We start from the raw sequence: 26704 nt of genomic DNA, 5'->3' as shown, positions 1-26704 counted from the left end.
GAATCTGAAATTCCTGCTGTAGTGGTCGCTCCAGTTACGTCTAATGTTCCACCTATAGTTACATTTCCAGTAGTCACAATATTTTGGTTACCAAAATCTGGTGAAATTTTTGTTCCTGCAATAGCAGCTGTACCACTAACATCAACGTTTATGATAGTTAAATCTTCAATTTTCACACTAGTTACTGAATTAGCTAAAAATTTATTAGAGGTAACTGCACCGTCTTTAATATTATCTGCTTCAACGGCATTATCAGCCAATTGCGCATTTGTTACAGCATCTAAAGCTAATTTTCCTGTGGTAACATTGAAATCGGCAATCTTACTTGTAATTACATTAGCATCTAAAATCTTAGCTGTTGTTACAGCATTATTTGCAATATCTGCATCTACAATGGTTCCATCATTAATCATTGAACTAACTACTTGACTGGCACCAATTGTAGTGACTCCAATATTGTTAATAGTGACATTGCCACTTAAAGCTACTTCAGTCGCTACATTGCTCCCATTTCCAAGATATATTTTTCCGTTTTCTAAGGTATTAATTGCTAATTCAGCAGCTCTAGCAGTTGTAGCTTCTGTTGCCAAATTATCTCTTAAAACTAATTCTGCAGCTCTAGCCGTTGTAACTTCTGTTGCTAAATTATCTCTTAAAACTAATTCTGCTCCTCTAGCCGTTGTAACTTCTATTGCTAAATTATCTCTTAAAACTAATTCCGCAGACCTGGCCGTTGTAGCTTCTGTTGCTAAATTATCTCTTAAAACTAATTCCGCAGACCTAGCCGTCGTAACTTCTGATACTAAATCATTTCTTAAAACTAATTCTGCAGCTCTAGCCGCTTTAACTTCTGTACTAATCGCACTAGCGTTTGCTAATTCAGCGGCTCTGGCTGTTGTAGCTTCAGTTGCCAAGTCAGTTGTTAAAACTAATTCCGCAGCTCTTGCCGTTATAGCTTCAGTAGCTAAATTAGTTGTTACAACTAATTCTGCTGCTCTAGCTGTTGTAGCTTCTGTTGCAATTGCTGTTGTATTAACAATTTCAGCCGCTGTCGCTCGTACAACTTCTTTTGACAAGTCATTTGTTAAAACTAATTCCGCTGACCTTGCCGTTTTAGCTTCTGTAGCTAAATTATCTGTTAAGACTAATTCTGCTGCTCTAGCGGTCATAAGTTCATTTGCTAATGCAGTTGCATTACTAGCTTCAGCTTTTGTTGCTCTTGAAACTTCAATAGCCAAATTAGTTGTTAAAACTAATTCTGCCGCCCTAGCCGTTATAGCATCCAAATCCATTTTTTCTTCCATCGCTTTTTCAGCTGACACTGCTCTGAAAGCTTCGGTAGTAATGGTATTGTAATTTTTATTCCAACCTTCCTGCGCAGCGATACTCATGGGTTTATCGAGATCGCTTGTATTATTAACCTTTTCCAGCCCTAAGTTTGTTTTTGCACCAACCACCGTAACGGCATTCGTTCCCCCATTTTGAATATCTACAACACCAGTTACATTTTCAGCAGAATTTGCTGTAAACGAATAAGGAACAGAGGTAAATTCTTGATTGCTTATTTGCGTAAAAGACGAACAACTACCATTAGTACTAATAGACACTACTAAATTTTTCTTATACGGTCCCCAATATATATCCAAGAACGAGGAAGCATATCCTGCATTCTGCTTACCAGATCCTATGATCAAATTAACCATCCCGTAATCATCGGTCCTAGTTTGGATAATCTCTTGGTACTCTACCTTTGAAAACTCATCTACAAAACCAAACAGCATACATACATCTGTATTCACTAAAGGAATACTAGTATTATTTTTACCCGGTAACATTTCTCCATCTGGATTAAGTATTACAGCTTGATACGTTATTCCATTCGCTTGAGTTTGAGAAAAACTTACGGTAGAAATAAGCAGTACAATAAATAGTATAATTCTTTTCATAATTAATTAATGTTAAAGTGAAGTCCAAATTGAACTTGATTGGTATTGAATGATAATTTTTCTTCCGTCTTATTAGAGAAATTAAAACTTTGGAAAAAATTGTAACCTACACTTGTTGCAACACGCGGCGATACATTATATTTAATTTTCATCCCTAAATTTGATCCAATTAAAACTCCTGAAAATTCTTTATCTTTTAATAGGTCATAATATACCCCATCAATTTGCTGCTTACCATAAACAATTGTAGCCACTTTGGCTCCTGCAATTAATAAAACATCAAAACGTCTTAAGGAAAACGCCTTATAGCCACCACCATCTGCTTGAATTTTGATTAGCTTATCTTTTCCATTTTGGTCTTTGGCCGTCTTCGCTTCATTATCTCTCCCTTTAGCCAAGGCCTTAACTGGTTTTAATTTATGAGGAAACAACGAAAATAAAACTCCTGAGTCTACACCTATAAACTTCGTATCCCAACTATAACTACTAGTGTTAGTTGAGCCAATCGCATTATAGTCGTCAACGGAAACTCCAACGGAGTAAAAAACTCTATTTCCAATAAATGGATTTATTAAACCTGCCTCATAAAAACTACCAGAACCACTTTGTAAGCTCGAATTCATTTTGCGATCACCCACTTTGTATTTGTAAGCAGTGATATTACTTCCAGAGTACATATAGAATTCTTGTGCAAAAATCTGCGACGAGGCCACTAAGGCAATAAACAATAAATACTTTTTCATAAGTTTTTTAAGATTTGAGTATAATAAATGAATTTTTTGGATTTTAAACTGACTAAGTAATTGGATCTTGGCAAAAATGCTAAATCTACTGTTAATAAAGGACCATTGATCTGACTGTCCTTATGAAATACAACACGCCCATTTATGTCAAAAATATAAATGGAGACAACATCAACTATCGTTTCAGGGAATTTAAAATTCACTACATCTACAAAGGGATTTGGATATGTTAGAATATTACTTAATCCTTCTGCCTTATTCGCTGCCATATACTTCTGCCAAATGCTCTGTTGAAAACCTTGACCTACTGTTATCTGATCACTGTCATAATTTCCAGATCTACTCAACTGCCCTATCGTCTGTCTAACCAACGTACCGTTTGAGGTTTTAGTAGTTGTGCCTTGAGAAGAAATCATTTGATGATGCAAAACCTGGCCGTAAAACGAAATACTGAAAAACATAAATAAATACTTCATACTATTTTTTTTAAAAAAATCAATAAGAACTTTGTACTGCTCTAAGTGAACAAAAGTAGTATTTAGTACATTAAATTATCCGTACAGTTTTTACATTTATAGGTTTTTTCTTCGATTTTCCATTTTTCAGTAACTAATTTTAAGTTTACAATAACAAATTACGCCGATAAAATGAAGATAACTACAAAAAACGACCATGTTGAACATGCTGAATCTAACAAAAAACTATCATATTAAAGAATATAATGAGCTTAGATGGTCTTCAACTAACAGTATTATTTTCTTAATACTTCATGTCTTTTTCTGAAACCTTGATAAACAAATAATTGTGAAATGAACAATTAGATTGATTAATCAACAACTACTATCTTAAAACATGCATTGCATTGTCCAATATTCACTGAAACTTAATAATCAAATAACACACTACTATTTTCTTTTCTATTTGTTTTACTAAATATTCTTTATATGTTTCTCTCCCTACTTCAATTAAATTCTGGTTTGTTAGGTTTCTTGACGCTATTTCTCTTTCAAATAAAATCCAAATCAAATGTATTGGTGAATATATATTCACTAATTACCATACTTCTAATTTCCATCCGTTTTACCGCCTTGGGACTTATTCAATTACTCCACCTTGACCCTTTACAAACAAGAAATTTGAACTATAATGGCATTTTTGTGCTTATAATACCTTGTTTATATCTCTATTTGAATACTTTACTATTAAACAGGAAGATTTTTATGAAAAAGGATTTAATTCATTTTATCCTACCTATTATTTTCATAATATATAAGATACTACTATATCCTTTTAAAAACACCCTTGCAATACCAAGCAAATTAACTTTATTTATTTTGTTCCTTATATATGCCGTTACTTATTGGTTTTTAAACTTTAATTTAATCGGTAAAAATATTTGGTTCAACAAAAATAAAGTTAGGATTATAAATAAGCATACTAAGCTAATTAATAAGGCTGCTTTATTTTTATTTTTTATCTCAACAATAAACATTTTAAGGGCTTTAATATCTCTGTATTTGCAAATATTTAATAAAGATTCTTTTGGTGATATGAATTTTATTTGGATACCTGCTGTAGTCTGGTCCATACTATTCATAAATATTTTAATTTCCCCAGAACTATTATATGGCTACAATTTATTTGTTGATCTTATCAAGAAAGAAAATATTGAGCAATTAGAAATAGTTAACGTTTGGACTATCAAATCTAAAAAAGAGATAAATAACACTCATAGCATTAAATTAAAAAAACGGCTTGATAGTAACATAATAAAATATATTGCTGAAATTGAGAAAAGAGCTTCAAATATTGAATCATTTAAAGACTCTAAATATTCTATATCTGAACTCGCACAAGATCTTAGAATTCCAAATAGCCACTTAAATTACATCTTTAAATATCATTGTAAAATATCCTTTTCAGATTATAAAAAGAATAATCGAATACGTCATTCGATTGAACTAATTCAGTCGGATTACCTTAGGACTAGTACTTTAGAATCCTTAGCAAAGGAAGTTGGTTTTACTTCTTATAACACCTTTTTCTGCAGTTTTAAAGATGTAACAGGCTTATCGCCAAAAGAGTATGTTGTGCAATTAAAGGCTTAAAAAAAAGGTTCAACTCTGAGAGTTGAACCTTTTTTTGTATAAGTAAAGTTACCATTATTTTTTATAATACTTCTTATATTTCGGATATGTAATCGCCCCTATTACAGAAATCGTACCTAAAGAATACCAAATCCAACTCAATGAATGAGCTTCACCGCTAGCATAAGAGTGTAATCCTACTAAATGAAAGTTTACTCCATAATAGGTAAACAAAATGGATACAAAAGCAAACATACTCATTAGGTTAAACATCCATTTTCCACGCAAAGCAGGTACAAATCTGGAATGAATAACAAATGCATAAACCATGATGCTAATCAATGCCCAAGTTTCTTTTGGGTCCCATCCCCAGTAACGTCCCCAACTTTCATTAGCCCACTGCCCTCCTAAGAAATTACCAATGGTAAGTAGAATTAGTCCTACTGTTAATGCCAGTTCATTGATGTAGGTGATTTCCATAATATTCAAGTCCATCTTAGTCTTGTTTTTTTCATTGGTAAAAAAGATTAACAATAAAGAAACAAATCCTAAAATCATACCTAATGCAAATGGACCATAACTTGCAACAATAACAGCAACGTGAATCATCAACCAATAAGAGTTCAGAACGGGCTGTAAATTAGCAATTTCTGGATCAATCCAATTCATGTAGGCTGCAGATAAAATAATAGCCGATACAAATGCAGCAGAAGCTACTGTCAATTTCGATTTAATATCAAATGCTAAACCAAAAAACATGGTTGCCCAAGCGACATAAACAATCGCTTCATATGCATTACTCCAAGGTGCGTGACCAGATATAAACCAACGAGCCCCTAACGTAAAGGTGTGTAAAGCGAACAATGCTGCAATTACTATGTGCATTGTATTTACTAAAATGCGCATTAATTTAGTCTCTTTAAAAATCTGTATGATAGTAAAAAGCAGCATTAAAATAGAAGCGAAAAGATACCAGTAAGGCAGCTTTTGCAATATATCAAATTTGTTATACAGTATCTCGGCCGAGATTTTATCGTCACTAGGTCTTACCTTACTACCAAACCTCTTTTGAAAACCATTAATACTTTCTACTAGGTCATCAGCGTTTTTATAATCGCCAGATTTAGAGGCATTATTTAACGAACCAAAATACAAGGGTAAAACACTCTTCGTATACGTCGAATCCATCCCTTTTAATCCAGCTTCACCCAATTCTAATGAAGAAACCCATTTGTTATTCGCGTCATTAGGAATTGGAAAAATTTTTAAAATTCTTCCGCTTAGCGCTGATTCCATCAAGTTTACTTTCTTGTCCGTTTCAATAAAGTCTTTTTCAAACTGATTTGGATTAGCCGCTTTATAAGCTGCGTCTAAATAAGGAGATAGTTTATAATTCCCTTTGTCATCAAAAAAGGAAATAAAAGGCGCATATTTAGCTTTCACATCGACACCTATGATTTTACGGATGCTATCGTTTCCTCCTTTCATGTAAATCAAAGGAATTTCAATCCAGAATTGTGCATACTGAGAGATTGATAGAAATACCTGATCAGGATTCATTCCCTTGTATTCATTGGAATGACTTACTTTTCTCAATAGCTCAGAAGAAAAGGTGTTAATCGGTTTCATTCGCCCTCCTGCATCCTGAATAACAAGTCTTCCAAACTTTTCCGCATGTACCTCACTCACTTTAAACTTATTGAGTAACGAATCCAACTGTTTTTCTGTTGGTGCAGTTCTAACATGAGTTCCGTTTTCTACATGATCGGCATGACCTCCATCTTCATCATGGTCGTGATTATGAGTCTGGGCAAAACTGCTCATACTCATTAGTAAAACTAAAACGGTAAGTAACTTTGATTTTTTCTTTTTAACCACTTCTAATTTTCTTTGTAGGTCAGCAAAGCGCGAGTGTTTTGTAAACATAATTGACATCATAGCAAAAAATAACATGAAATAACCAACATAAGTAATAGCTGTTCCCCAAAAATCATGACTTACAGATAGTACGGTTCCCTTTTCGTCAGGATCAAATGAAGATTGGAAGAAACGATATCCTTTGTAATCCAAAATATTATTCATAAAAATCCTAGCATCGAATACTTCTGAAGAGTCTTGAATAGTCACTTTACTTTCAAAAGAAGAGTAGCTTTTCTCTGTCCCAGGGTATTTCTGCGCAATAAAGTCATTCAATTTAATCTTGAAAGGTAGCACGTAAGCTTTACTTCCGTAAAAAACAGTGTAGTCAATATCTCCTATTTTGACTGTTTTAGCATCCCCTATTTTTCCCTTAGATCCTACAACAGTTACTTCTTTTTCCTGTCCGTCTGCTTTAACTTTTAACACTATGGCATCTTCATGATTTTTAGCTTTATAATCATTTTTAGATTCATAAGCAATCACTCCTTTTACAGCAGGGTCGGGAAAAACAAATCTCCTTTCTCCAATACTATAAAGAGAACGCATCATTAAAGGCTGTACGATATCTTTAGTTACCTCGCCTTGTAATTTATCAGCCATTCTCATAAAGTTCCCTTCAAACGGAGTTTGGATCGTATAGCCATCTCCAGAAGTGACAATATTTATAGCACCATCTGTTGGTTTATTTAATGAAAACAATACATTATGAATGTTTTGAACTTCTCCTTCTTTAAGAAAATGTTCATCTCGTCCATCATCTCCCGCTTCAACTAATTTCATGTATAAAACTCCAGTAGGATCTGCTTTAACATATTCTTTAGCTCCCATAATAAATTCTTCGAATTCTACTTCAAAGGATGTATCGGCAAATTTATCAGAGATAGAAAAACTATTATTGGTAGCCGGTGATAGCAGCAGTGGTTTTTCAAAAACTTTTCGCCTCATATCACCTTTGTAATCACCATCCACAAAAACAGTAAGGAACGTTTTGTCTGAATAGAACTGATTTTCAGCAGCTCCTTCTCGTATGGGCATCATTCCTTCATAGCTAATATAACGGGTCACAAATGCACCTGAAATGATAAAAATCCAAGATAAATGAAGTAGCAAAGTAGCCCATTTTTCCTTTTTCAGTAGTTGGTATCGCTTTATGTTACCGATGAAGTTAATCACGAAAAACACCATTATGGCCTCAAACCACCAAGCGTTATAAATTAAAATTCGAGCTGTATCCGTATTGTATTTACTCTCGATGAAAGTTCCTGCACCCATTGCTATTGCAAAGGAAAGGAAAAGAAGCGCCATCAATCTTGTAGAAAATAAAAAGGAAAATATTTTTTTATCCATTTGTAAGTAATTACGTTTTTTTAAACTGCCACAAAAGTACTTAAAAATGTTGACTTCTATATTTGCACAATTGTTAATTTAATCTAAAATTAAGAGGGCAAAACCACTAATAATGCCTTTTTTTTGGTCGTGCTACAGTCCCTAAAAAAGGGCTATCTCACTTTGTCTCTATTCGCCCTTTTTCATTAAGCTTTCTGGTCATAAGCGCTACTGCGGTAGCCGGCTTCTACCCCTCACACAAAACCACTATAAATGATGTTTTGTTTTTATAATTAGCGTCAATTCTAATGATTTTTCTATAAATTAGCAAAAAAGCTGCTTTATGTTACAAGACGAACCTTTTTTAGATGTATGAGATTCATTTTGTTCAGCGATATACAAGTTGGACTTTAATGCACCAGCAAGTTTAATAAATCGAAATTCTGAAATTTAAAAATGCAGTACAAACAAATGACCATAAATTCAATTGGGATAATTGACATGCCATTTAATTACGCTAACCCCTTGCCTATTCAACCGTTAGTCGCAGAGCGTGTTAAGTTGTATATGAAATTATCACCTAAATTTATAGAAGGGGGTATCCGATTGGATGCTGTTTTCACATATTATACTGAGTTATAACTAACTTATAGTAAAAACATACTCCACTAATTGATATAAAGCCGTTATTTGCAAAGTTTGATATTAGAACAAACACTATATTTGGGTGCTTAAATGATTAAGAAACCATTCCCAGTAAAGAACTTCTTTCTGATGAACGTTATAAATTAAAATACCTATGACAAATAATATACTTATTGAAAATCAATATAAAAGAACCAGTATATTTGAAAAAGAAAATGTGAATTATCTGGTTCGGGTTTTAAAAAGATTTAATACAGTACCCAAGATAAACAACATTAATATTATCACCTCTACTACTGAGCCTGATCTCTTTAAAATTATACCAAACAAATCGATCATTATTGGTTCATCATTATTGAGCAAACCTGTTTTAGCCTTAGTTTATTTAAGATATGGTATTGAATGGCAACTTTGGTATAAAGCTTTGAATAGCGAAAAAAAAGATACTTTTTTATGTGATGTAGCGGCGCTTGAAGTTACTCGAATATTTTATAGATTGTTACCTAAAGATGATAAAGAAAAATTAGAAAGCCTTGATTATTTTTTAATTAATTTGATTAAAAATGATACAGATTTAGACATTGAATCTTTATCACAATATAAAGAGCTACAAGCTTTTCATGGGTTGAATACTGCCAACAAAGTATTTAAAGAATCTTGGAAACCAATTGTTGAAAATCTAGCAAAACCAACAGAGTATTTATTAATGTCTGGTGGTGATCTAAGATTAAATATTGACGAAATTGATTTGTTAAATAAATATGGTTGCCGACCATTTCCAAGACCAGATGCATTTACTTTTGCCTCATCGACTGGAACAAGTGTTTCTAATTTTGCGTTTGATAAAACAGATAAAGTTAGAAGTATTTTAATTAGAAATAGCTTGAAGAATGGTTTTAAAAACACGACTATCGAGTTTTCTGAATTACTAAAGGATAATCTGAGAAAAATATTTAAATTACACGATGAATGTGAAATAATTTTTTCACCTTCAGGCACCGATTCTTCACTTCAAATAGCAGCCATAACTCAAATCATTTCCGACAAAGACATCACGCACGTTTTAGTAGCTTCTGATGAAACTGGTAGCGGTATACCTGCAGCATTGAAAGGATGTCATTTTGAAAACACAACCGCTTTAAATTATCCTATTAAGAAAGGTGATAAAATTGAAGGATTTAGAGATGTTGATGTGATTAAAATTACTTTCAGAGATGAACACGGTGCGTTAAAATCATCCAGTCAATTAGACGAGGAGGTGTATAATGCCATTTCGAAAACCAATGAATTAGGCAGACACGCAGTATTGCATACTATGGATCAATCGAAATTAGGATATCAATCTCCTAGTGACGCATTAATTCAAAAACTGAATACAATCGATAGCCTATCAATGCAAATCATTGTGGACGGTTCTCAACTTAGATTAGATCCTAAAGACATACAGAATTATTTAAATAAAGGATATATTGTTACTGTAACAGGAAGTAAATACTTTACTGGGCCTCCCTATTCAGGTGCATTACTTCTACCCGAAAGTGTCAGTAAATCAATCCATTCTGCAAAAAACAAATTGCCAGAAGGATTAACCCAATACTACAATCATTCCGATTGGCCAACTTCCTGGTTCTGTTCAAATGATTTATCTGAAGGATATAATTATGGTTCTTACATGCGCTGGAACGCAGCCATAGTTGAAATGGATAGGTACTATAAAACACCTGTTTTATATCGAAATATGGGTATTGAAATGTTTTGTAATTTTATTGACGATTCAATAAAAGAAGCCGCTTTTTTAGAACCAATTTATGGCGATGAAACGAAAGCGAATAGTTATAATAGTAAAGAATTCGGAATAAGAAATATCCGTACCATTTTCCCTTTCTTTATTCTTAAAAACAATGAAGTACTTTCAGTTGATAATGTGAAAAAGCTCTATACATTACTAAATTCAGATATATCCGATCAATTTGAAGATTCTACCTTAGAGATCATTAGGCTTGCAGCCCAAAAATGTCATATCGGACAAGCAGTTAATGTAAAATATGGTACTGATATTGAAAGTGCTGTTTTAAGAATTAGTTTGGGTGCACGAGTTATTTCTGAAAGTTGGGTTAACAGAGATATTAGTCTCTTTTTTAGAAATATAGAAACACAAATGAATCAAATTACTGTAATCTTAAAGAAAATAGAATTGATACTCAGCCATCCCGATTTGTTAAAATAAATTTAAGATATAGTAAAAGGTACTGAATTATTTGGGCGTACCAGCGTCGCTAAAAAAGGGCTATCCTACTTTGTCTAGGATCAGCCCTTTTTTTGGGAGCTGTCGCACCCGAAGCCTCTCAGCGTGCTACTGCGGGAGCAAGCTTCTACCCCTCACACAAAAACAACTAAAAGTAACATCTTGTTTTTACAAATTAGTAAAATAACAAAAAGTTGCTTTATGCTACGAAACCAACTTTTTTGACTGTATTGTATTAGTTTAATAGTAATTGTATACTAGTTAACAGCAATTTATTCGAAGCCGATAAACAAAAGAGCCGCAACTAAAATCTTAAAAAAAATAGAGAAAATATTTTCAGCATTATTAATCTTAATTATTTCTTACAATATAAACGGACAAAATAGACAATGGAAAAAGGTTATTAGAGAACACAAAACTATTAAAAATACAACTTATTTTTTCGATTCTAAAATCGCAATTAAAGAGAGAGAATCTGACATAGAATTATGCCGAAAATCCATAAAAGGAGACTTAGAATTAATAAATAAAAAAGAGTATAAAAAGGTTCTTGAAATAGAGTTTTTTTCTTCAAGAAAAGAAATGCTTAAGTACTCCGGATATGGCGCACAAGGTTTGGTAATTTCTGGAAGAGATATAGTATTTATGATACATACAAATCAAAATTTACCCATTAAACACGAAATTATGCATATGAAAAGTAAGGATAAATGGGGTGACAAGGCAGAAAGTTCACATTGGACGAATGAAGGTGTAGCGGCATATGCTGATGGAACTTGCAGCAAATATAATTTGGAAGAAATATATCAATACTTTATTCAGAGTAAAAAACTGATACCTATCAATACAATAGCAAATAATTTTTATTTTGCTAACGACATGATTACATATACACAAAGTACTTTTTTACTAAAATATTTAATTGATAATTATAGTTTGAAAAAAAATCTAAACTTTGGGGAGGATGTTATAACAATTTCAATAAAACATACAGGTTTGAATTTGAGGAAATACAGAGTACAATAAAATCAGAATTTAAAATAAAACACCAAAAAAATATTGAATTTAATTGGGAGGAATTTAATAAAGGATGTACTTAGACAGTCTGTAACTGCTAAGGACTCTTTGGGCTTGCAAAGTCAACACCTGAGTAATTGCGAACGGACTAAATAGTGAAGCCTTTATTGAGTCGAACCGCTCCAATTCTAACAAAATACACTGATTTACAACCAACGCTAGCGTAGCATTTTCTCCAGTAAAAAAACCTTCATGGTGCAATACAATTTACAGTTACCACCCATTATTTTCTTTGCCAATTTAAACTATGCACAGTGATATGCATTTTCATAATGTACTACAAGACTTTATGTCCAAAATCTTCTCTACCTTTATTTACCATACTACTTCATTTTTTTCCTAATTTTGTCACATGGTTAAAGTTATTATTATCGGCTCGGGAAATGTAGCGCAACATTTAATTGCTGCTTTTCACCACTCAAAAAATACAGGAGGTGAAATTGAATTGGTTCAAGTGTATTCAAGAAAAGCGAACACACTGGTAAACGCAGTCGACGCTAATCTCGTTACTACGGATATAGCAGATTTATTAGAGGCAGATTTGTACATCATTGCCGTCTCAGATGATGCGATTGGTACTGTCGCTGCACAATTTCCTTTTAAAAATCGATTAGTTGTGCACACCTCAGGCAGCGTGGGCTTAGATATTTTAGATGACGACAACCGAAGAGGTGTTTTCTACCCGCTGCAAACCTTTACTAAAAACAAGGTAGTCGATTTTAAAACGATTCCTATTTGCTTAGAAAGCGAAAACTCGACCGATTTTCGATTATTAGACAAAGTGGCTAAGGCAATATCTGATAAAGTATTTGCTCTTAATTCTGAACAACGAAAAGCATTGCACGTAGCAGCAGTTTTCGTAAATAACTTTACCAATCATTTATACACCATTGGAAATGAAATTTGTCAGGAGAATCAAGTGCCTTTCGACATTCTGAAACCTTTAATTCTGGAAACGGCACAAAAGATAATGACCATTTCGCCTAAAGAAGCTCAGACAGGCCCAGCAAAACGAAATGACAGATCAACAATTGAATCACATCAACTATTTTTATCTAATAAAAATCAAGAAACTATTTATAAAATCATAACACAATCTATTCAAAATCATGGCAAAAAGTTATAAAATATTAATGAACGACATCACCACTTTTATTTTTGATGTTGATGGCGTACTTACAGACAGCTCCGTACTTGTAACCACGGAAGGAGAAATTCTCAGAACGATGAGTATTCGGGACGGTTATGCCATGAAAGCGGCTGTAGAAAGTGGCTATAATGTATGTATCATCTCGGGTGGCAGTAATGAGGGCGTACGCGTAAGATTACGAAATCTGGGAATCACGGATATTCATTTAGGTACCCCTGACAAAGTAGAAACTTTTAAAGAATACACGGAATTGTATAATATCAATCCAGAGCATGTTTTATACATGGGAGACGACATCCCCGATTATCATGTGATGAAATTAGTAGGTTTACCAACGTGTCCGCAAGATTCCAGTCCTGAAATAAAAGCAATTTCCACTTACATTTCACATAAAAATGGTGGTAAAGGAGCGGCCCGCGACGTTATCGAACAAGTCATGAAGGTACAAGGAAAATGGATGTCTTATTTTGACGCGAAATTGGATTAACATTAAAAAAAAACTTGAAATTCCAAATTCCGAACTTGACTAAAATATTGTAAATCAAGCATGAAATACCTGAAACTCATTCGATACAAAAACCTATTGATGCTTGCCTTTATGCAATTGATCTTCAGATACGGTTTTTTGAAATTTCAAAATATTCCGCTGGCATTAACCGATTGGCAATACGGATTATTGGTATTGAGCACCGTTTTAATAGCGGCTGCTGGTTACGTTATCAATAACATTTTTGATCAGGATACGGACTTGGAGAATAAACCACGTATGGTTGTCATTGGTAAAAGTATTACTGAATCTGCTGCCTATAATATTTATGCCACACTAAATATAAGTGGAGTCGCAATAGGTTTTTATTTGTCTAACGTAATTGTAAAGCCTTCTTTTGCCGTAATTTTTATTCTGATAGCCGCAACTCTATATATCTACGCAACAAGTTTAAAGCAAATGATTGTGTTAGGCAATGTTATTGTCGCGCTGTTACTTTCCTTAAGTGTTGTAATCATTGGTGTTTTTGATTTGTATCCTGTTATTAACGTGGGCAATCAACTTGTAATGTCCAATTTGTTTTCCATACTTTTAGATTATGCACTATTTGCTTTTATAATTAATTTTATTCGGGAAATAGTCAAGGATTTAGAGGATATAAACGGCGATACTAAACAAGGCATGAAAACCTTAGCTATCGTTTTAGGTGTTGGCAAAACAACTAAATTAGTTTTCGCAATGAGCCTTCTATCAATAATTATCCTCTTTGTTTACACAAAAACCTATTTTGTGTTCAATGACTTAATTATTGCCACACTTTATACCTTCTTTTTTGTTTTAGCCCCTCTCATTTTTTTTACCATCAAAATTTGGACAGCTAGATCTAAAGAAGACTTTCACACCTTGAGTACACTACTAAAATGGATTTTGTTTTTCGGAATTCTATCCATTGCAATCATTTCCTTAAATATAAAATACAATGCTTCAAGACAAATTAAAACAATACAAACTGATCCTAGCATCAGGTTCTCCCAGGAGACAACAATTCTTTAAAGATCTGGAATTGGATTTTGAAATTCGATTGAAAGAAATTGAAGAGATATACCCGCCACAACTAAAAAGGGAAGAAATAACCAATTATCTGGCCACATTGAAATCCAGTGCTTTTGAAGGCGGATTGCAGGAAAATGAAATTCTAGTAACGAGCGACACCATTGTCTGGTATAATAATAAAGCTTTAGGAAAGCCAACTGACAAACAAAATGCCTTTGACATTTTAAAGTCACTATCCAATGCCACTCATGAAGTAATTACATCCGTTTGCTTTAAAACCAATTTGAAAACAGATCTTCTGCATGAAATAACAAAAGTCACTTTCAACGAACTCAGCGATGAGGCAATTCATTACTATATTGACAATTATAAACCTTACGATAAAGCGGGAGCATATGGGATACAGGAATGGATTGGATTTATAGGCGTTTCAAAAATAGAAGGTTCTTATGCTAATGTAATGGGGATGCCTGTTGACAAGGTTTACGAATATTTGAGTAACTTAGCTTAAAACAGAAAAACATGTCTTTTTTTAACGATTTCACAAAAGAAGTAATTGGAACGGGAATTCTACTATTACTTGTTTTTGTATTGCGTATAATGACTTCAAGAGTGGTTAGACGCTTTGCAAGAGTAACTCATATTATAGAGCATCGGACCAACTTGGTTGTTAAATACCTGTATCTACTGACCAACATTCTAGCAATAATTGCTTTAATACTAATCTGGGGAGTTCAACCTAAGGATGTGATAATCGCTATTTCCTCCATAACAACAGTTGTTGGTGTAGCCATGTTCGCTCAATGGTCTATTTTAAGCAATATTACTTCGGGTATTATTTTATTTTTCTCCTTTCCATTTAAAATTGGAGATATAATAAGAATTCATGATAAAGATTTTCCTATCGTAGCGGAAATTGAAGATATTCGCGCATTCCATGTATCATTAAAAACTAAAGAAGGAGAAATGATTATCTACCCGAATAACTTACTTTTCCAAAAAGGTATTTCTATAATGAAACATCATTTTGATGATAATGAGTTTGTTGATTAGCTTTATTTCGCAAAAAATTAAATCTATTTATTTATTTTTTCTAAATTCACAACTTACAAGTAGTAATTATATAAAAAATAATAAAAAACATATAACGTACCACTGTCAATAAAATATCAAATTTGCCCTTGGCGGATTAAACGATGACTATATTATTTATTGTCTCTAATTATAAAATAGTATGAACACCTCAATCAAGATTCCTTTTTATGTTAGACTTACTTTTTCATTGGTAAGTTTGATTGCTATAACCTATATATTCTATATGGGGAAAAGTGTGTTGATACCAATATTGCTCGCCTTTTTATTCGCAGTATTACTATTACCAATGACTCATTTTTTTAATTCTAAATTGCGTTTTCCACATGCACTGGCTGTTTCAATAACCGTAATTCTTTTTGTTTCCTTGATCATTGGAATACTAGCCTTTATCTCCTATCAGATTAGTGATATTGCAAGTGATTTTGCTGAGATTAGAAAAAACATTACTCTTTTTATCACCGATATTCAAAGATATATAAGAACCAACTTTCACGTAAGTATATGGGAGCAAAGAAAATACCTTGAAGATGTAACCCAGGATTCTGTTAAAAAGGGAAAGGAAACTATCGGGACTACCCTAATGTCTGTTACGGACACACTTTTGGATATTACATTAATTCCTATATATACTTTCTTGATTCTTTTATATAGGACACATTTCATCTTATTTTTAACTAAGCTATTTAGAAAAGAACACCATCCAAAATTGCGGGAAATCTTAACTCAAATAAAAGGTTCCGTTCAGAGTTATATTTCTGGTCTGATTATCGAGATGATTTTTGTTTCTATTTTAACAAGTCTTGGCCTTTATATTATTGGTGTTCCATACTTTATTTTATTAGGTATCATTACAGGCATCCTCAATCTGATTCCTTACGTAGGAATTCTAATTGCAGGAATTTTGACAATTCTATCGTCCTTAACAGGAACACCTGATCTATCAATAATTCTGGGGGTTATAGGAGTAAATGTAATAGTTCAAATAATAGATAATAATATCCTTGTCCCAGTTATAATCAATACAAAAGTTCAAATAAATGCTTTCGTCTCCATTATAGGGATTATCGTAGGAGGGGGAATTGCGGGAATTGCAGGAATGTTTTTAGCCATCCCAATATTAGCGATTCTTAAAATTGTTTTTGACAAAATTGAATCTTTAGAACCATGGGGGTATTTAATGGGAGATAATTTACCTAAAACTTTTATTTGGAAAAATAAAAAACCAACAGTGTCCGAAAAGAGACTTAAAACAGGTGAAGTACAAATTACAACTTCTGCTGATGACTTTACAGAACCTATAACTGAATCTAGCACCAACTAAAAACTCAAGTTACAGTCTTTTATAAACCCCATATCGACTATAAAACACGTTAGAAATTTGCCAGAGTCGACTGGTAAAATGTTGCGCTTTAATTCTTATTTTTAAATATTTTTAAATGCCTTCACAACAAAAAATAGTACTTGTTCTTTTGATGCTTTTTTGCTATCAGCTTTCTTTTTCGCAAATTAAAAAAACGGAAAAGGATAGCTCTGAAGTATATCAAAATATTCAAACCTATTCCAAAAAAAATAAATTTACAAAATTTTTATACGGTACTATTTTTAAGTCCATCAATGCACGGAAAAAAAAACAAGTTGTAAAACCACAAAAAAGAGTAGCTGTTGAAGGTAAAATTATAAGGAACATCAATATTGTAACCTTGGACCCTTTTGGATATTCTGATGTTGATACTACCGTAAGTCCTAAAAATTGGGGAGAAAGAACAGGAAACAGATTACACCTGAAAAGTAAACAACTGGCCATAAAAAATTTATTGCTTTTCAAAAAAAACACTCCCTATAATGACTTTTCAATAAAAGAATCCGAGCGTATCATCCGATTGCAAAAATTTGTTAACAGAGTCACTATAACTGTCGGACTTCCTGAGGCAAAATCTGATTCTGTGGATGTGTATATTCGTGTTTTAGATTCTTGGAGTTCTGTCCCAAAATTTTCAGTTTCAGGTGCTAAAACTTCATTGGGTATCAAGGAAAGAAATTTTTTTGGTCTCGGTCATCAATTAGACTATATTTACACACAGCGATCCAGCGATGGAAAAAATGCTAATAATTTAGCATATACTGTTCCTAATATCAGGAATACCTTTGTTAAAACACTATTTAAGTATCAAAATAATTTAGACAACTATTATGTAAAAAGCATAGCAGTTGAGCGCCCTTTCTACTCCCCTTTAGCGAAATGGGCTGGTGGTGTATATCTAGATCAGCAATATCGAAAAGACACCGTACAGGGAGCAGATTTTAACTATGTAGAACAAAACTTCAAATTCAGCTCCCATGATTTTTGGGTTGGAAAAGCATTTCACATTTTTAAGGGAAATACAATAAATGAACGGACCACTAATTTAATAGTATCCGGTCGGTTTTTAAATATCAATTACCTTGAAAGTCCGAGTATAGAATATGATCCAATCGATTTCTATTCGGGAGAAAAATTAATTTTATCCGGAATTGGTATTAATACACGTCAGTTTATTCAAGATCGATACATTTTCAGAAACGGAATAATTGAAGATGTGCCTATTGGGAGGATCTATGGCATAACATTCGGGTATCAGCATAAAAATTTTAGATGGAGACCGTATATGGGAGCCCAGGTCTCTTTCGGAAAATATCACAAATGGGGCTTTCTAAGCACTAATTTTGAAGTTGGCACCTTCTTTAATAGTTCAAAAATGGAGCAGACTGCTTTTTCTTTTCAAGCCAACTATTTTACAAAACTGATGGAGCTGGGCAATTGGAAATTAAGACAGTTTGTTAAACCCCAAATCATTATTGGGACTAATCGACAGAATTCGATCGGCGATCGACTAACTATTAATGAAAATTATGGAATTCAAGGCTTCAACAGTGCAATATATGGAACCAGTAAAATGATAATGACTTTACAAACTCAAGGGTACGCACCAAAAGATATTTGGGGATTTAGAATGAATCCTTATTTTAACTATTCGATTGCCTTATTAGGAAGTAAAGTCGATGGAATAAAAACAAACAAAGGGTACTCGAAAATCGGTATCGGAGTAATAATAAACAATGATTATTTAGTCTTTAGTTCTTTACAATTATCCCTTTCTTATTATCCTACAATTCCTTTTCAAGGAGATAACATATTTAGCACCAATGCTTTTGAAACTTCAGATTTCGGACTACAGAGTTTTGAATTAGCGAAGCCCCACACGGTACTATATAAATAACGAAACAATCATACTTCACTTATTAAAAACGCACACACATTCCCTTGCAGATACTAATATATTAATAAAAGTGTGAATTTTATAAAAATAGCCATTAATTACATAACTATGACTGCTAAATCCTTATTACCTTTATACCAATAATCGTGTTAAATTAAAACCAAAAGAAGATGAAAAAACTAAGTTTCTATTTGATGATAATGGTATTATCATTATGTGCAGTTCCAACTACAATGTTAGCAGCTGAAAAAAGTCCAATTACAAAAGAAGTTCCTGCTGAAGTGCAAACGATGCTTAATCGCTTAGACGAAATCAAAGCAATGGATAAGTCTGCTTTAAAATCTTCAGAAAAAAAGGAACTACGTAAAGAAATTCGTGAAATTAAATCAGAATTAAAAGCATCTGGAAACGGTGTTTATTTATCTGTAGGAGCAATTATCATCATTATTCTTTTATTAATTTTATTATTATAATAAAATACAATTAAGTTTAAAAAGAAAAAGAAGCGTAATCTACGTTTCTTTTTTTTTGGCAAAGCTTAAATGAATATTAACAGAATTATGATGGCACAGTAATTAGTAATATATGTTGAATTATAAATATCACAAATCGAAAATTAATTAAAAATAATAAAAATGAAAAAAATCAAATTACTTGCTCTGGGAATCGTTCTCCTTATAGCAGGATCAGCAAGTGCACAAGTTTCCGTGAATGTAAATATTGGTAGCCCTCCTGCGTGGGGTCCTTCAGGATATATAGAAACCGAGTATTACTACTTACCTGATATTCAGGCGTATTACGACATCAGAGCATCCCAATTTATTTATTTCGGAAGCGGTAACTGGGTACGATCACGATACTTACCTAGACAATACAGAAACTATGATTTATACAATGGATATAAAGTAGTACTAAATGATTATCACGGTAGAACTCCTTACACTTATTTTAAAAATCATAAATCAAAATACTATAAAGGATACAAAGGAAAGTACCAAAAAACGATTGGACAAAGAAATAATAATCCTAAAAATTACAGCAATAAAGGCCATCAATCAAATGGGAAAGGAAACAATGACCACGGAAACAAAGGCAACGGCGGCAAAGGTCATGGAAATGGAAAACATTAATTTCAATTTCATATTGAGAGAAAAGAGAAACGCAAAATGCGTTTCTCTTTTTTTTTGGCCCTAAATCAACATCCAACTATATGTTAATAAAATCATCTTGGCACAGTTGTTGGTTTTACGATAAAAGTATTGTGCTAGCCGATACAATATTAAATAAAAACACGAAAAAACAGAAAAGATGAAAACATTAAAACTATTAGCCGTTGGAATAATTCTACTCGTATCCAGTTCAATTCAAGCACAATTTTCAGTAAACTTAAATATAGGGACAGCTCCTTCTTGGGGTCCTTCAGGATACGCACAAGCAGAATACTATTATTTGCCAGATGTTCAAGCTTATTATGACATTAGAGCTTCCCAATTTGTTTATTTTGGAAACAGTAGATGGGTAAGATCAAGATACTTACCAAGACAATACAGAAACTATGATTTATACAACGGTTATAAAGTGGTGTTAAACGGTTACCATGGTAACAGACCTTATGCACATTACAGGAACCACAAACAACGATATAGCGCAAATTATAGAAATCATAGTCAAAGATCAATTGGTCAAAGACACGATAATTATCGTTATGCCAAAAATAATCATAACAGGTCCGATAATCGCAGGTATACTAAAAACCGTAGATATTCGAATGACCATAGATATGCGGGAAACCATAAAAACAAGGAAAATCGCGGAAGCAAAGGAAACCATGGCAAAAATCGTAATGGGAGAAATTAATTCCAACAATTCAAAAGGTTAAAAAAAGAGAGCACTATAATAGTGCTCTCTTTTTTTATAACTCTATCAGCTCCTTTATACCAAAGAAAATAAAAAACCTTTAAAAAAAAATATTTAATTACTACATTTGAAATCATTCCAAATTAAATTATAAAAAAATGCTCAAAAATAAAATTCAATTTATTTTAATTTTTCTTTTTTGTTTTCAAATATTACAAGCCCAACAGCCTCAAAAACTAAATTCAGTTGAAATTTACAACCAAATCCAGAAATTAAATTTTTTAGGATCTGTACTTTATATTGCGGCACATCCCGATGATGAAAACACACGCCTAATTTCTTATTTATCCAATGAAAAAAAAGCAAGAACAGGGTATTTATCATTAACCCGTGGTGATGGAGGACAAAACCTGATAGGTCCTCAATTGCGGGAATTATTGGGTGTAATCAGAACGCAAGAATTACTTGAAGCCCGAAAAATTGATGGTGGTGAACAATTTTTTTCTCGTGCCAATGATTTTGGATTTTCTAAAAACCCCGAAGAAACGCTTCAAATCTGGGACAAAGAAAAAGTACTTTCTGACGTAATATGGGCAATACGAAAATTTCAACCCGATATTATCATAAACCGATTTGACCACCGTACCGCAGGTACTACTCATGGGCATCATACTGCCTCAGCAATACTAAGCACCCAGAGTTTTAATTTAACCAATGATGTCAATGTTTTTCCTGAACAATTAAAATTAGTGCAAACATGGCAACCTAAACGTCAGTTTTTCAATACTTCTTGGTGGTTTTATGGTAGTCAAGAAAAATTTGATGCTGCTGCTAAGACCAATTTAACAACAATTGAAACCGGTGTCTATTATCCTAACCTAGGGAAATCAAACCAAGAAATTGCAGCCTTAAGCAGAAGCAGTCATCAGTCACAAGGCTTTGGCAGTACAGGAAGCCGCGGTGAAGAATCAGAATATTTAGAACTTGTTAATGGAGGAAAATTAAATAACACCGCTGATATTTTTGAAGGAATTGATACGAGCTGGAACAGGGTTGCGGGTGGTAGACCCGTTGGAGAGTTGCTAAACCAAATTGCTTTAAAATATGATTTTTCAAACCCTTCGGCAAGTATTTCTAGTCTGAGTAAAGTCTATTTGATGATTCAATCATTGGATGAAAATCATTGGAAAGCATTAAAACTAGAAGAGGTTAAAAGAATGATTGCTGCTTGTTCCGGTTTGTATCTTGAAGCTGTTTCGTTGAATCAGGAAGCGACTCCCGGTAGCACAGTACAGTTAAAAATCGAGGCTATAAACAGAAGCGCAACAGTTATGCAATTAACAAGTGTAACCACTTTGCCTGAACAAAAAAACACTGTATTCAATACACCGTTAAAAAATAATACTTCAAAAAACCTAACCCTTGATTTACAACTACCGGCTACAATAGAATACACGCAACCGTACTGGCTTAAAGAAAAAGGGACCGTCGGCATGTACACCGTTGCCGATCAGAAAAATATAGGGATTCCAGATATTATCAGAGAAGTAAAAGTGATTTTTAATGTTGAAATTAATGGAATAAAAATCCCCTTTGAGCGCACGGTAGTCTATAAATACAATGATAAAGTAAAGGGCGAAATGTATAACTATCTCGACATTGTACCGGAAGTCACCACAAGTATCATAGATCATGTTTCGTTCTTTAATAATGGAACTAAAAAACCAATTGCTGTAAAAGTTAAAGCAGGGAAAGATGATATAAAAGGAAGTTTACAATTACAATTACCTGGAAATTGGTCTGTTTCGCCCCAATCTATTCCCTTTAACTTAAATAAAAAAGGAATGGAGCAAATATTTTACTTTGAAGTAACTCCTCCAACACAGCCTGCTCAAGCTATTGCTAAAAGTATTGTGATTGTAGATAATAAAAAATATGATAAAGACCAGATACTAATAGAGCACCCTCATATCACTAAGCAACAAATATTGAAACCCGCTGAAGCTAAATTTATCAAGTTAGATCTTAAAATAAACAATCAAAAAATTGGTTATATCATGGGCGCCGGGGACGAGGTTCCTGAAGGTCTTACTCAGATGGGGTATAAAGTGACATTGTTAAACCCTGAAGAAATGACGCCTAAAAAATTAGAGGCTTTTGATGTCATTATCACTGGAATTCGGGCCTATAATGTACTCCCTTCATTGGAAAACAAGCAAAAACTACTTCTTGATTTTGTTAAATCCGGAAAAACGATGATAGTTCAATACAATACACCGGACAGCTCAATTCCTTCTGATATGTCGCCTTATCCATTGAAAATCTCACGTGACAGAGTAACCGACGAAAATGCAGCTGTACGATTTTTAGCCCCTGATCATCCTGTTTTGAATTACCCCAATAAAATCACCACTAAAGATTTTGAAGGTTGGACTCAGGAACAGGGATTATATTACCCCAACGAATTTGACAACGCCTTCACTCCTATTTTATCTTCAAATGATAAAGGGGAAAGTCCCACAAGTGGAGCATTACTGGTTGCTCCTTATGGAAAAGGATATTATATTTATACCGGATTAAGTTTGTTCAGAGAATTGCCGGAAGGAGTGCCCGGCGCTTACCGACTTTTGTCGAATATGATTTCGTTGAAAGCACCAATAACAGTTCCTTCACAAGATTTAAAACCCTAAAGAAATAAATATGGAACCGAAAAAACCAAAACCTTGGAAAAAGGATTACACATTGGTGCTTGTAGCCAATGCTATTTATATCCTGGCTTTTTATCTAATAATGAAATTATACTCTTAAACTATGCAGTTATTCGATTGGATTGTACTTATAGGAACCTTACTTTTTATTGTAATTTACGGAGCTTGGAAAACCAAGGGAAGTAAAAATGTCGAAGAATATATTCTTGGCGGCAACGAAACGCCTTGGTATACGGTAGGACTATCGGTTATGGCGACGCAAGCCAGTGCGATAACCTTTCTGTCGACACCTGGGCAGGCTTATCATGACGGAATGGGTTTTGTGCAGTTTTACTTTGGTTTGCCTATTGCCATGGTGGTCATTTGTCTCACCTTTATCCCCATTTATCATAAATATAAGGTCTATACGGCGTATGAATACCTCGAGAAAAGATTTGATTTGAAAACGCGTTCCCTCGCCGCCATTCTGTTCTTGTTCCAGAGAGGTTTGGGTACCGGCATTACCATTTATGCCCCCGCGATTATCTTATCGGCCATACTAGGATGGAACCTTACCTATATGAACATTGTTATTGGTGTTCTGGTTATTATCTATACCTTTTCAGGTGGTACAAAAGCAGTAAATGTTACCCAAAAACAGCAAATGTTTGTGATTATGTCAGGAATGCTGATCACTTTTTTTCTTATTTTGCATTTTTTACCAAATGAAATGACGTTCAGTAATGCTTTGCATATTGCTGGTGCAAATGATAAAATGAACATCGTGAGTTTCTCAACAGATCCGGAAGAAAAATATACCTTTTGGAGTGGAATTACCGGTGGTTTCTTCTTGGCTCTGGCTTATTTTGGAACAGACCAATCTCAGGTGGGACGCTATTTATCAGGGAAATCAGTTCGTGAAAGTCAAATGGGATTAATTATGAACGGGCTTTTAAAAGTGCCTATGCAATTTTTCATATTATTGACCGGAGTTATGGTTTTTGTCTTTTTTCAATTCAATCCCGTACCCTTAAATTTCAATCCCAATAATAAAGTTACCGTAGAAAAATCACAATACAAAGCAGAATATAATGTTTTAGAAAAGGAGTTGGATGCCCTCTCAGAAGATAAGAAAGTAATCAATCTGCTCTATATTGATCAACTCAATCAAGATTATGATAATCCAATTTTACGAAAAGAATTAGTTGCCTTATCCACGAAAGAAAAGGATTTAAGGGAACGAGCCAAAGAAATTATTTTAAAAGCCAATAGCGGCAGTGAAACAAACGATAAAGATTATGTGTTTTTCCACTTTATTTTAAACTACTTACCTAAAGGACTCATCGGACTACTATTGGCCGTAATAATTTCTGCTGCCATGTCCTCAACTGCCTCCGGACTTAACGCATTAGCCTCCACAACAGCGATAGATATATACAAGCGAAATGTAAAAGGCGTCAAATCAGATAAACATTACCTTAATGCCACGAAATTTTTCACGTTGTTTTGGGGAATTGTTGCCATATCATTTGCCTGTATCGGGACACTGTTTGAAAATTTAATCCAATTGGTAAATATCATTGGCTCCATCTTTTATGGAACGGTACTGGGGATTTTCTTGGTCGGATTTTATATTAAATTTGTAAAAGCTAAGGCTATCTTTTATAGTGCATTGGTAACTCAAATTACCATCTTTATCATTTACTATTATGCCATTGCCATATATCCAAGCGGCGAAGCAAAACTAGGTTATTTATGGCTTAATTTCATTGGCGCCATGATGGCCATTGCACTTTCGTCATTACTGCAATGGACCGTTTTTAGAAAAGAAAAGGAATAATATTTCATGACTACCAATTACATATGATAATAATAATTCTTTAGCGACGGATTACACAAATTTTCACTAAATCTATCAAGGCTAAAATACAATTTCACTGATTTCTTTTAAATTAATTTTGCGATTCGTAGCAGAAAACAAAAATTTACTGTTCTAAATAAAACACTATTTACTTAAAATCCATAGGTTTGGAGTACCAGTCTAAATAAAATTTCGTTACAAATTTCACTAATTCTCAGTAATTTATTTGCGCTATTTCATGTAATTCGTGGCAAAAAAAGTCGCAAAAGCTAAAGTAAAATACACTACAACGCATATTATTAACTGTAATTTGAGACCAATAAAAAATCCCGTTTCACATCAAATGTGAAACGGGATTTTTTTATAGAAGAATTGAGCTTTATTTACTCCATTCTGAAATACTGTCTTTGTTCATCTTAACATAATCAGCATTACCGGCAGCTTCTGCTGCCTTAATCGATAGTTTTGCAGTTTCAATTGCTCCTTTTGTATCCCCTTGTTTCGCTTGGATCAATGATCTCTGACGTAAAAAATAAAACGGCACCTCGACACTCATTTCTAAAGCTTTGTCAATGTAGGTTCTCGCTTTATTGATATCTCCGTTAGATTGATAATAAAACTGAGCAGCTGCAAAATAATCTCCTGCAGCAGGTCCAGCCAATACTTTTTCTACGCTTGCCATTGCATTTTTTTGCGTAGGAACTTCAAACTTTAAAGCGATACGCGAATTCTCCCAAGACATTTCCAAATAAGCAAAGTTTGCATCCAAATCACTTATTCCAATAGTAAAGGTCTCAATTGCTCTTGGTGCAGCCTCTTCTTTTACAACAGTCCTCAACGCAACATTTGCTTCATTAAATTCTTTTGGTGTTCCCCAATTGTCTGTCGCCGTATAAAAAATAACTTCCCAACTTTGAATATTTGGAATCGTATAAAGTGCATATTTTCCTTTCTTCAATGGTTTGCCATCGATGATTACATCGTCACTGAATGTTATCATTGTATTCTCATTGGCTCCTGTTCTCCAAAGTTGTCCAAAGGGAACCAGATTACCAAATACCGCTCTGCCTCTCGCAGATGGTCTGGAATAAACAATCTCTACGTCTGTTAAACCAACAACCTGATCAATTGTCGCCTTCGGACTCGCCTGTGGCGTTTTAATTTGTGCCTCAATTGAAAATTGAGTGATGATAATGGCTAAAGCAATTAGTATTTTTCTCATAAGATTATAATTTTGTGAATTCCAAATTTACAAATTCAGATATTTT

The 26704-nt window shown here is 33.5% G+C and carries 21 protein-coding genes; 16 read left to right on the top strand and 5 right to left on the bottom strand.

Features of this window, described 5'->3' with window-relative positions; all coding sequences use genetic code 11:
* The 3 genes from CXF59_RS02400 to CXF59_RS02390 all read right to left on the bottom strand — a co-directional run.
* The coding region (locus CXF59_RS02400; RefSeq protein WP_198554619.1) for a hypothetical protein at positions 1–1946 on the bottom strand (1946 nt) is incomplete at its 3' end.
* Positions 1947–1948: 2 nt separating this feature from the next.
* A complete protein-coding gene (locus tag CXF59_RS02395; RefSeq protein ID WP_101136103.1) occupies positions 1949–2689 on the bottom strand; it encodes a hypothetical protein in 741 nt (246 codons plus the stop codon).
* A complete protein-coding gene (locus CXF59_RS02390; protein ID WP_101136102.1) occupies positions 2686–3165 on the bottom strand; it encodes a T9SS type A sorting domain-containing protein in 480 nt (159 codons plus the stop codon). The genes CXF59_RS02395 and CXF59_RS02390 overlap by 4 nt, the downstream gene beginning before the upstream one ends.
* Before the next feature lie 744 nt (positions 3166–3909).
* On the opposite strand from CXF59_RS02390, the gene CXF59_RS02385 reads away from it, so the two are divergent.
* Positions 3910–4797, top strand: a complete 888-nt coding sequence (locus tag CXF59_RS02385) for an AraC family transcriptional regulator (protein ID WP_157824502.1) — start codon at positions 3910–3912, stop codon at positions 4795–4797.
* A 54-nt stretch (positions 4798–4851) separates the two neighbouring features.
* On the opposite strand, the gene ccsA is transcribed toward CXF59_RS02385, so the two are convergent.
* The gene (gene ccsA / locus CXF59_RS02380; protein WP_101136100.1) at positions 4852–8043 is read right to left on the bottom strand and encodes a cytochrome c biogenesis protein; all 3192 of its coding nucleotides are present in this window, start codon (positions 8041–8043) and stop codon (positions 4852–4854) included.
* Between the two features lie 435 nt (positions 8044–8478).
* Between ccsA and CXF59_RS14850 the strand changes: the two genes are divergently transcribed.
* From CXF59_RS14850 to CXF59_RS02310, 15 genes are all read left to right on the top strand, one after another.
* Positions 8479–8664, top strand: coding sequence for a hypothetical protein (locus tag CXF59_RS14850; RefSeq protein WP_157824501.1), 186 nt, complete (start codon positions 8479–8481; stop codon positions 8662–8664).
* Between the two features lie 157 nt (positions 8665–8821).
* Positions 8822–10894 (top strand): hypothetical protein, encoded by a 2073-nt coding sequence (locus CXF59_RS02375; protein ID WP_101136099.1) that lies wholly within the window; start codon positions 8822–8824, stop codon positions 10892–10894.
* Positions 10895–11494: 600 nt separating this feature from the next.
* Positions 11495–11938, top strand: a complete 444-nt coding sequence (locus tag CXF59_RS02370; protein WP_101136098.1) for a hypothetical protein — start codon at positions 11495–11497, stop codon at positions 11936–11938.
* 403 nt (positions 11939–12341) lie between these two features.
* Positions 12342–13115 (top strand): Rossmann-like and DUF2520 domain-containing protein, encoded by a 774-nt coding sequence (locus CXF59_RS02365; protein ID WP_101136097.1) that lies wholly within the window; start codon positions 12342–12344, stop codon positions 13113–13115.
* Positions 13099–13626 carry an HAD family hydrolase gene (locus CXF59_RS02360; protein WP_101136096.1) on the top strand — a complete coding sequence of 176 codons (528 nt, stop codon included), beginning with the start codon at positions 13099–13101 and terminating at the stop codon, positions 13624–13626. Before CXF59_RS02365 ends, CXF59_RS02360 begins: the two co-directional genes overlap by 17 nt.
* 60 nt (positions 13627–13686) lie before the next feature.
* On the top strand, positions 13687–14679 hold the full coding sequence (locus CXF59_RS02355) for a geranylgeranylglycerol-phosphate geranylgeranyltransferase (RefSeq protein ID WP_101136095.1): 993 nt from the start codon (positions 13687–13689) through the stop codon (positions 14677–14679).
* Positions 14606–15190, top strand: coding sequence for a Maf-like protein (locus CXF59_RS02350; RefSeq protein ID WP_101136094.1), 585 nt, complete (start codon positions 14606–14608; stop codon positions 15188–15190). The genes CXF59_RS02355 and CXF59_RS02350 overlap by 74 nt, the downstream gene beginning before the upstream one ends.
* A gap of 11 nt (positions 15191–15201) precedes the next feature.
* Positions 15202–15732 carry a mechanosensitive ion channel domain-containing protein gene (locus CXF59_RS02345; RefSeq protein ID WP_101136093.1) on the top strand — a complete coding sequence of 177 codons (531 nt, stop codon included), beginning with the start codon at positions 15202–15204 and terminating at the stop codon, positions 15730–15732.
* Between the two features lie 181 nt (positions 15733–15913).
* A complete protein-coding gene (locus CXF59_RS02340) occupies positions 15914–17095 on the top strand; it encodes an AI-2E family transporter (protein ID WP_101136092.1) in 1182 nt (393 codons plus the stop codon).
* A 115-nt stretch (positions 17096–17210) separates the two neighbouring features.
* Entirely contained in the window at positions 17211–19031 is a 1821-nt protein-coding gene (locus tag CXF59_RS02335) for a hypothetical protein (protein WP_198554618.1), read from the top strand.
* 170 nt (positions 19032–19201) lie between these two features.
* Positions 19202–19504 (top strand): hypothetical protein, encoded by a 303-nt coding sequence (locus CXF59_RS02330; RefSeq protein WP_101136091.1) that lies wholly within the window; start codon positions 19202–19204, stop codon positions 19502–19504.
* Between the two features lie 162 nt (positions 19505–19666).
* The gene (locus CXF59_RS02325; protein WP_101136090.1) at positions 19667–20161 is read left to right on the top strand and encodes a hypothetical protein; all 495 of its coding nucleotides are present in this window, start codon (positions 19667–19669) and stop codon (positions 20159–20161) included.
* 178 nt (positions 20162–20339) lie between these two features.
* Positions 20340–20888: a hypothetical protein gene (locus tag CXF59_RS02320; RefSeq protein WP_101136089.1), complete on the top strand. Its 549-nt coding sequence runs from the start codon at positions 20340–20342 to the stop codon at positions 20886–20888.
* A 158-nt stretch (positions 20889–21046) separates the two neighbouring features.
* Positions 21047–23578 (top strand): PIG-L family deacetylase, encoded by a 2532-nt coding sequence (locus CXF59_RS02315; RefSeq protein ID WP_101136088.1) that lies wholly within the window; start codon positions 21047–21049, stop codon positions 23576–23578.
* A 121-nt stretch (positions 23579–23699) separates the two neighbouring features.
* A complete protein-coding gene (locus tag CXF59_RS02310) occupies positions 23700–25415 on the top strand; it encodes a sodium:solute symporter (protein WP_101136087.1) in 1716 nt (571 codons plus the stop codon).
* Between the two features lie 400 nt (positions 25416–25815).
* On the opposite strand, the gene CXF59_RS02305 is transcribed toward CXF59_RS02310, so the two are convergent.
* The gene (locus CXF59_RS02305) at positions 25816–26658 is read right to left on the bottom strand and encodes a DUF2911 domain-containing protein (RefSeq protein ID WP_101136086.1); all 843 of its coding nucleotides are present in this window, start codon (positions 26656–26658) and stop codon (positions 25816–25818) included.
* Positions 26659–26704 lie beyond the last annotated feature (46 nt).

Origin of the sequence: Flavobacterium sp. ALD4, from assembly GCF_002836475.1 — a bacterium.
Taxonomy (GTDB): Bacteria; Bacteroidota; Bacteroidia; order Flavobacteriales; family Flavobacteriaceae; genus Flavobacterium.
The sequence above is the reverse complement of the archived record's forward strand: the minus strand, read 5'-3'. Positions and strand labels throughout refer to the sequence as shown.

Excerpts from the sequence above, each read along its gene's own strand:
- CXF59_RS02395 (WP_101136103.1), bottom strand. The coding sequence starts at position 2,689 with ATGAAAAAGTATTTATTGTTTATTGCCTTAGTGGCCTCGTCGCAGATT.
- CXF59_RS02390 (WP_101136102.1), bottom strand. The coding sequence starts at position 3,165 with ATGAAGTATTTATTTATGTTTTTCAGTATTTCGTTTTACGGCCAGGTT.
- CXF59_RS02385 (WP_157824502.1), top strand. The coding sequence starts at position 3,910 with ATGAAAAAGGATTTAATTCATTTTATCCTACCTATTATTTTCATAATA.
- ccsA (WP_101136100.1), bottom strand. The coding sequence starts at position 8,043 with ATGGATAAAAAAATATTTTCCTTTTTATTTTCTACAAGATTGATGGCG.
- CXF59_RS14850 (WP_157824501.1), top strand. The coding sequence starts at position 8,479 with ATGCAGTACAAACAAATGACCATAAATTCAATTGGGATAATTGACATG.
- CXF59_RS02375 (WP_101136099.1), top strand. The coding sequence starts at position 8,822 with ATGACAAATAATATACTTATTGAAAATCAATATAAAAGAACCAGTATA.
- CXF59_RS02370 (WP_101136098.1), top strand. The coding sequence starts at position 11,495 with ATGCTTAAGTACTCCGGATATGGCGCACAAGGTTTGGTAATTTCTGGA.
- CXF59_RS02365 (WP_101136097.1), top strand. The coding sequence starts at position 12,342 with ATGGTTAAAGTTATTATTATCGGCTCGGGAAATGTAGCGCAACATTTA.
- CXF59_RS02360 (WP_101136096.1), top strand. The coding sequence starts at position 13,099 with ATGGCAAAAAGTTATAAAATATTAATGAACGACATCACCACTTTTATT.
- CXF59_RS02355 (WP_101136095.1), top strand. The coding sequence starts at position 13,687 with ATGAAATACCTGAAACTCATTCGATACAAAAACCTATTGATGCTTGCC.
- CXF59_RS02350 (WP_101136094.1), top strand. The coding sequence starts at position 14,606 with ATGCTTCAAGACAAATTAAAACAATACAAACTGATCCTAGCATCAGGT.
- CXF59_RS02345 (WP_101136093.1), top strand. The coding sequence starts at position 15,202 with ATGTCTTTTTTTAACGATTTCACAAAAGAAGTAATTGGAACGGGAATT.
- CXF59_RS02340 (WP_101136092.1), top strand. The coding sequence starts at position 15,914 with ATGAACACCTCAATCAAGATTCCTTTTTATGTTAGACTTACTTTTTCA.
- CXF59_RS02335 (WP_198554618.1), top strand. The coding sequence starts at position 17,211 with ATGCCTTCACAACAAAAAATAGTACTTGTTCTTTTGATGCTTTTTTGC.
- CXF59_RS02330 (WP_101136091.1), top strand. The coding sequence starts at position 19,202 with ATGAAAAAACTAAGTTTCTATTTGATGATAATGGTATTATCATTATGT.
- CXF59_RS02325 (WP_101136090.1), top strand. The coding sequence starts at position 19,667 with ATGAAAAAAATCAAATTACTTGCTCTGGGAATCGTTCTCCTTATAGCA.
- CXF59_RS02320 (WP_101136089.1), top strand. The coding sequence starts at position 20,340 with ATGAAAACATTAAAACTATTAGCCGTTGGAATAATTCTACTCGTATCC.
- CXF59_RS02315 (WP_101136088.1), top strand. The coding sequence starts at position 21,047 with ATGCTCAAAAATAAAATTCAATTTATTTTAATTTTTCTTTTTTGTTTT.
- CXF59_RS02310 (WP_101136087.1), top strand. The coding sequence starts at position 23,700 with ATGCAGTTATTCGATTGGATTGTACTTATAGGAACCTTACTTTTTATT.
- CXF59_RS02305 (WP_101136086.1), bottom strand. The coding sequence starts at position 26,658 with ATGAGAAAAATACTAATTGCTTTAGCCATTATCATCACTCAATTTTCA.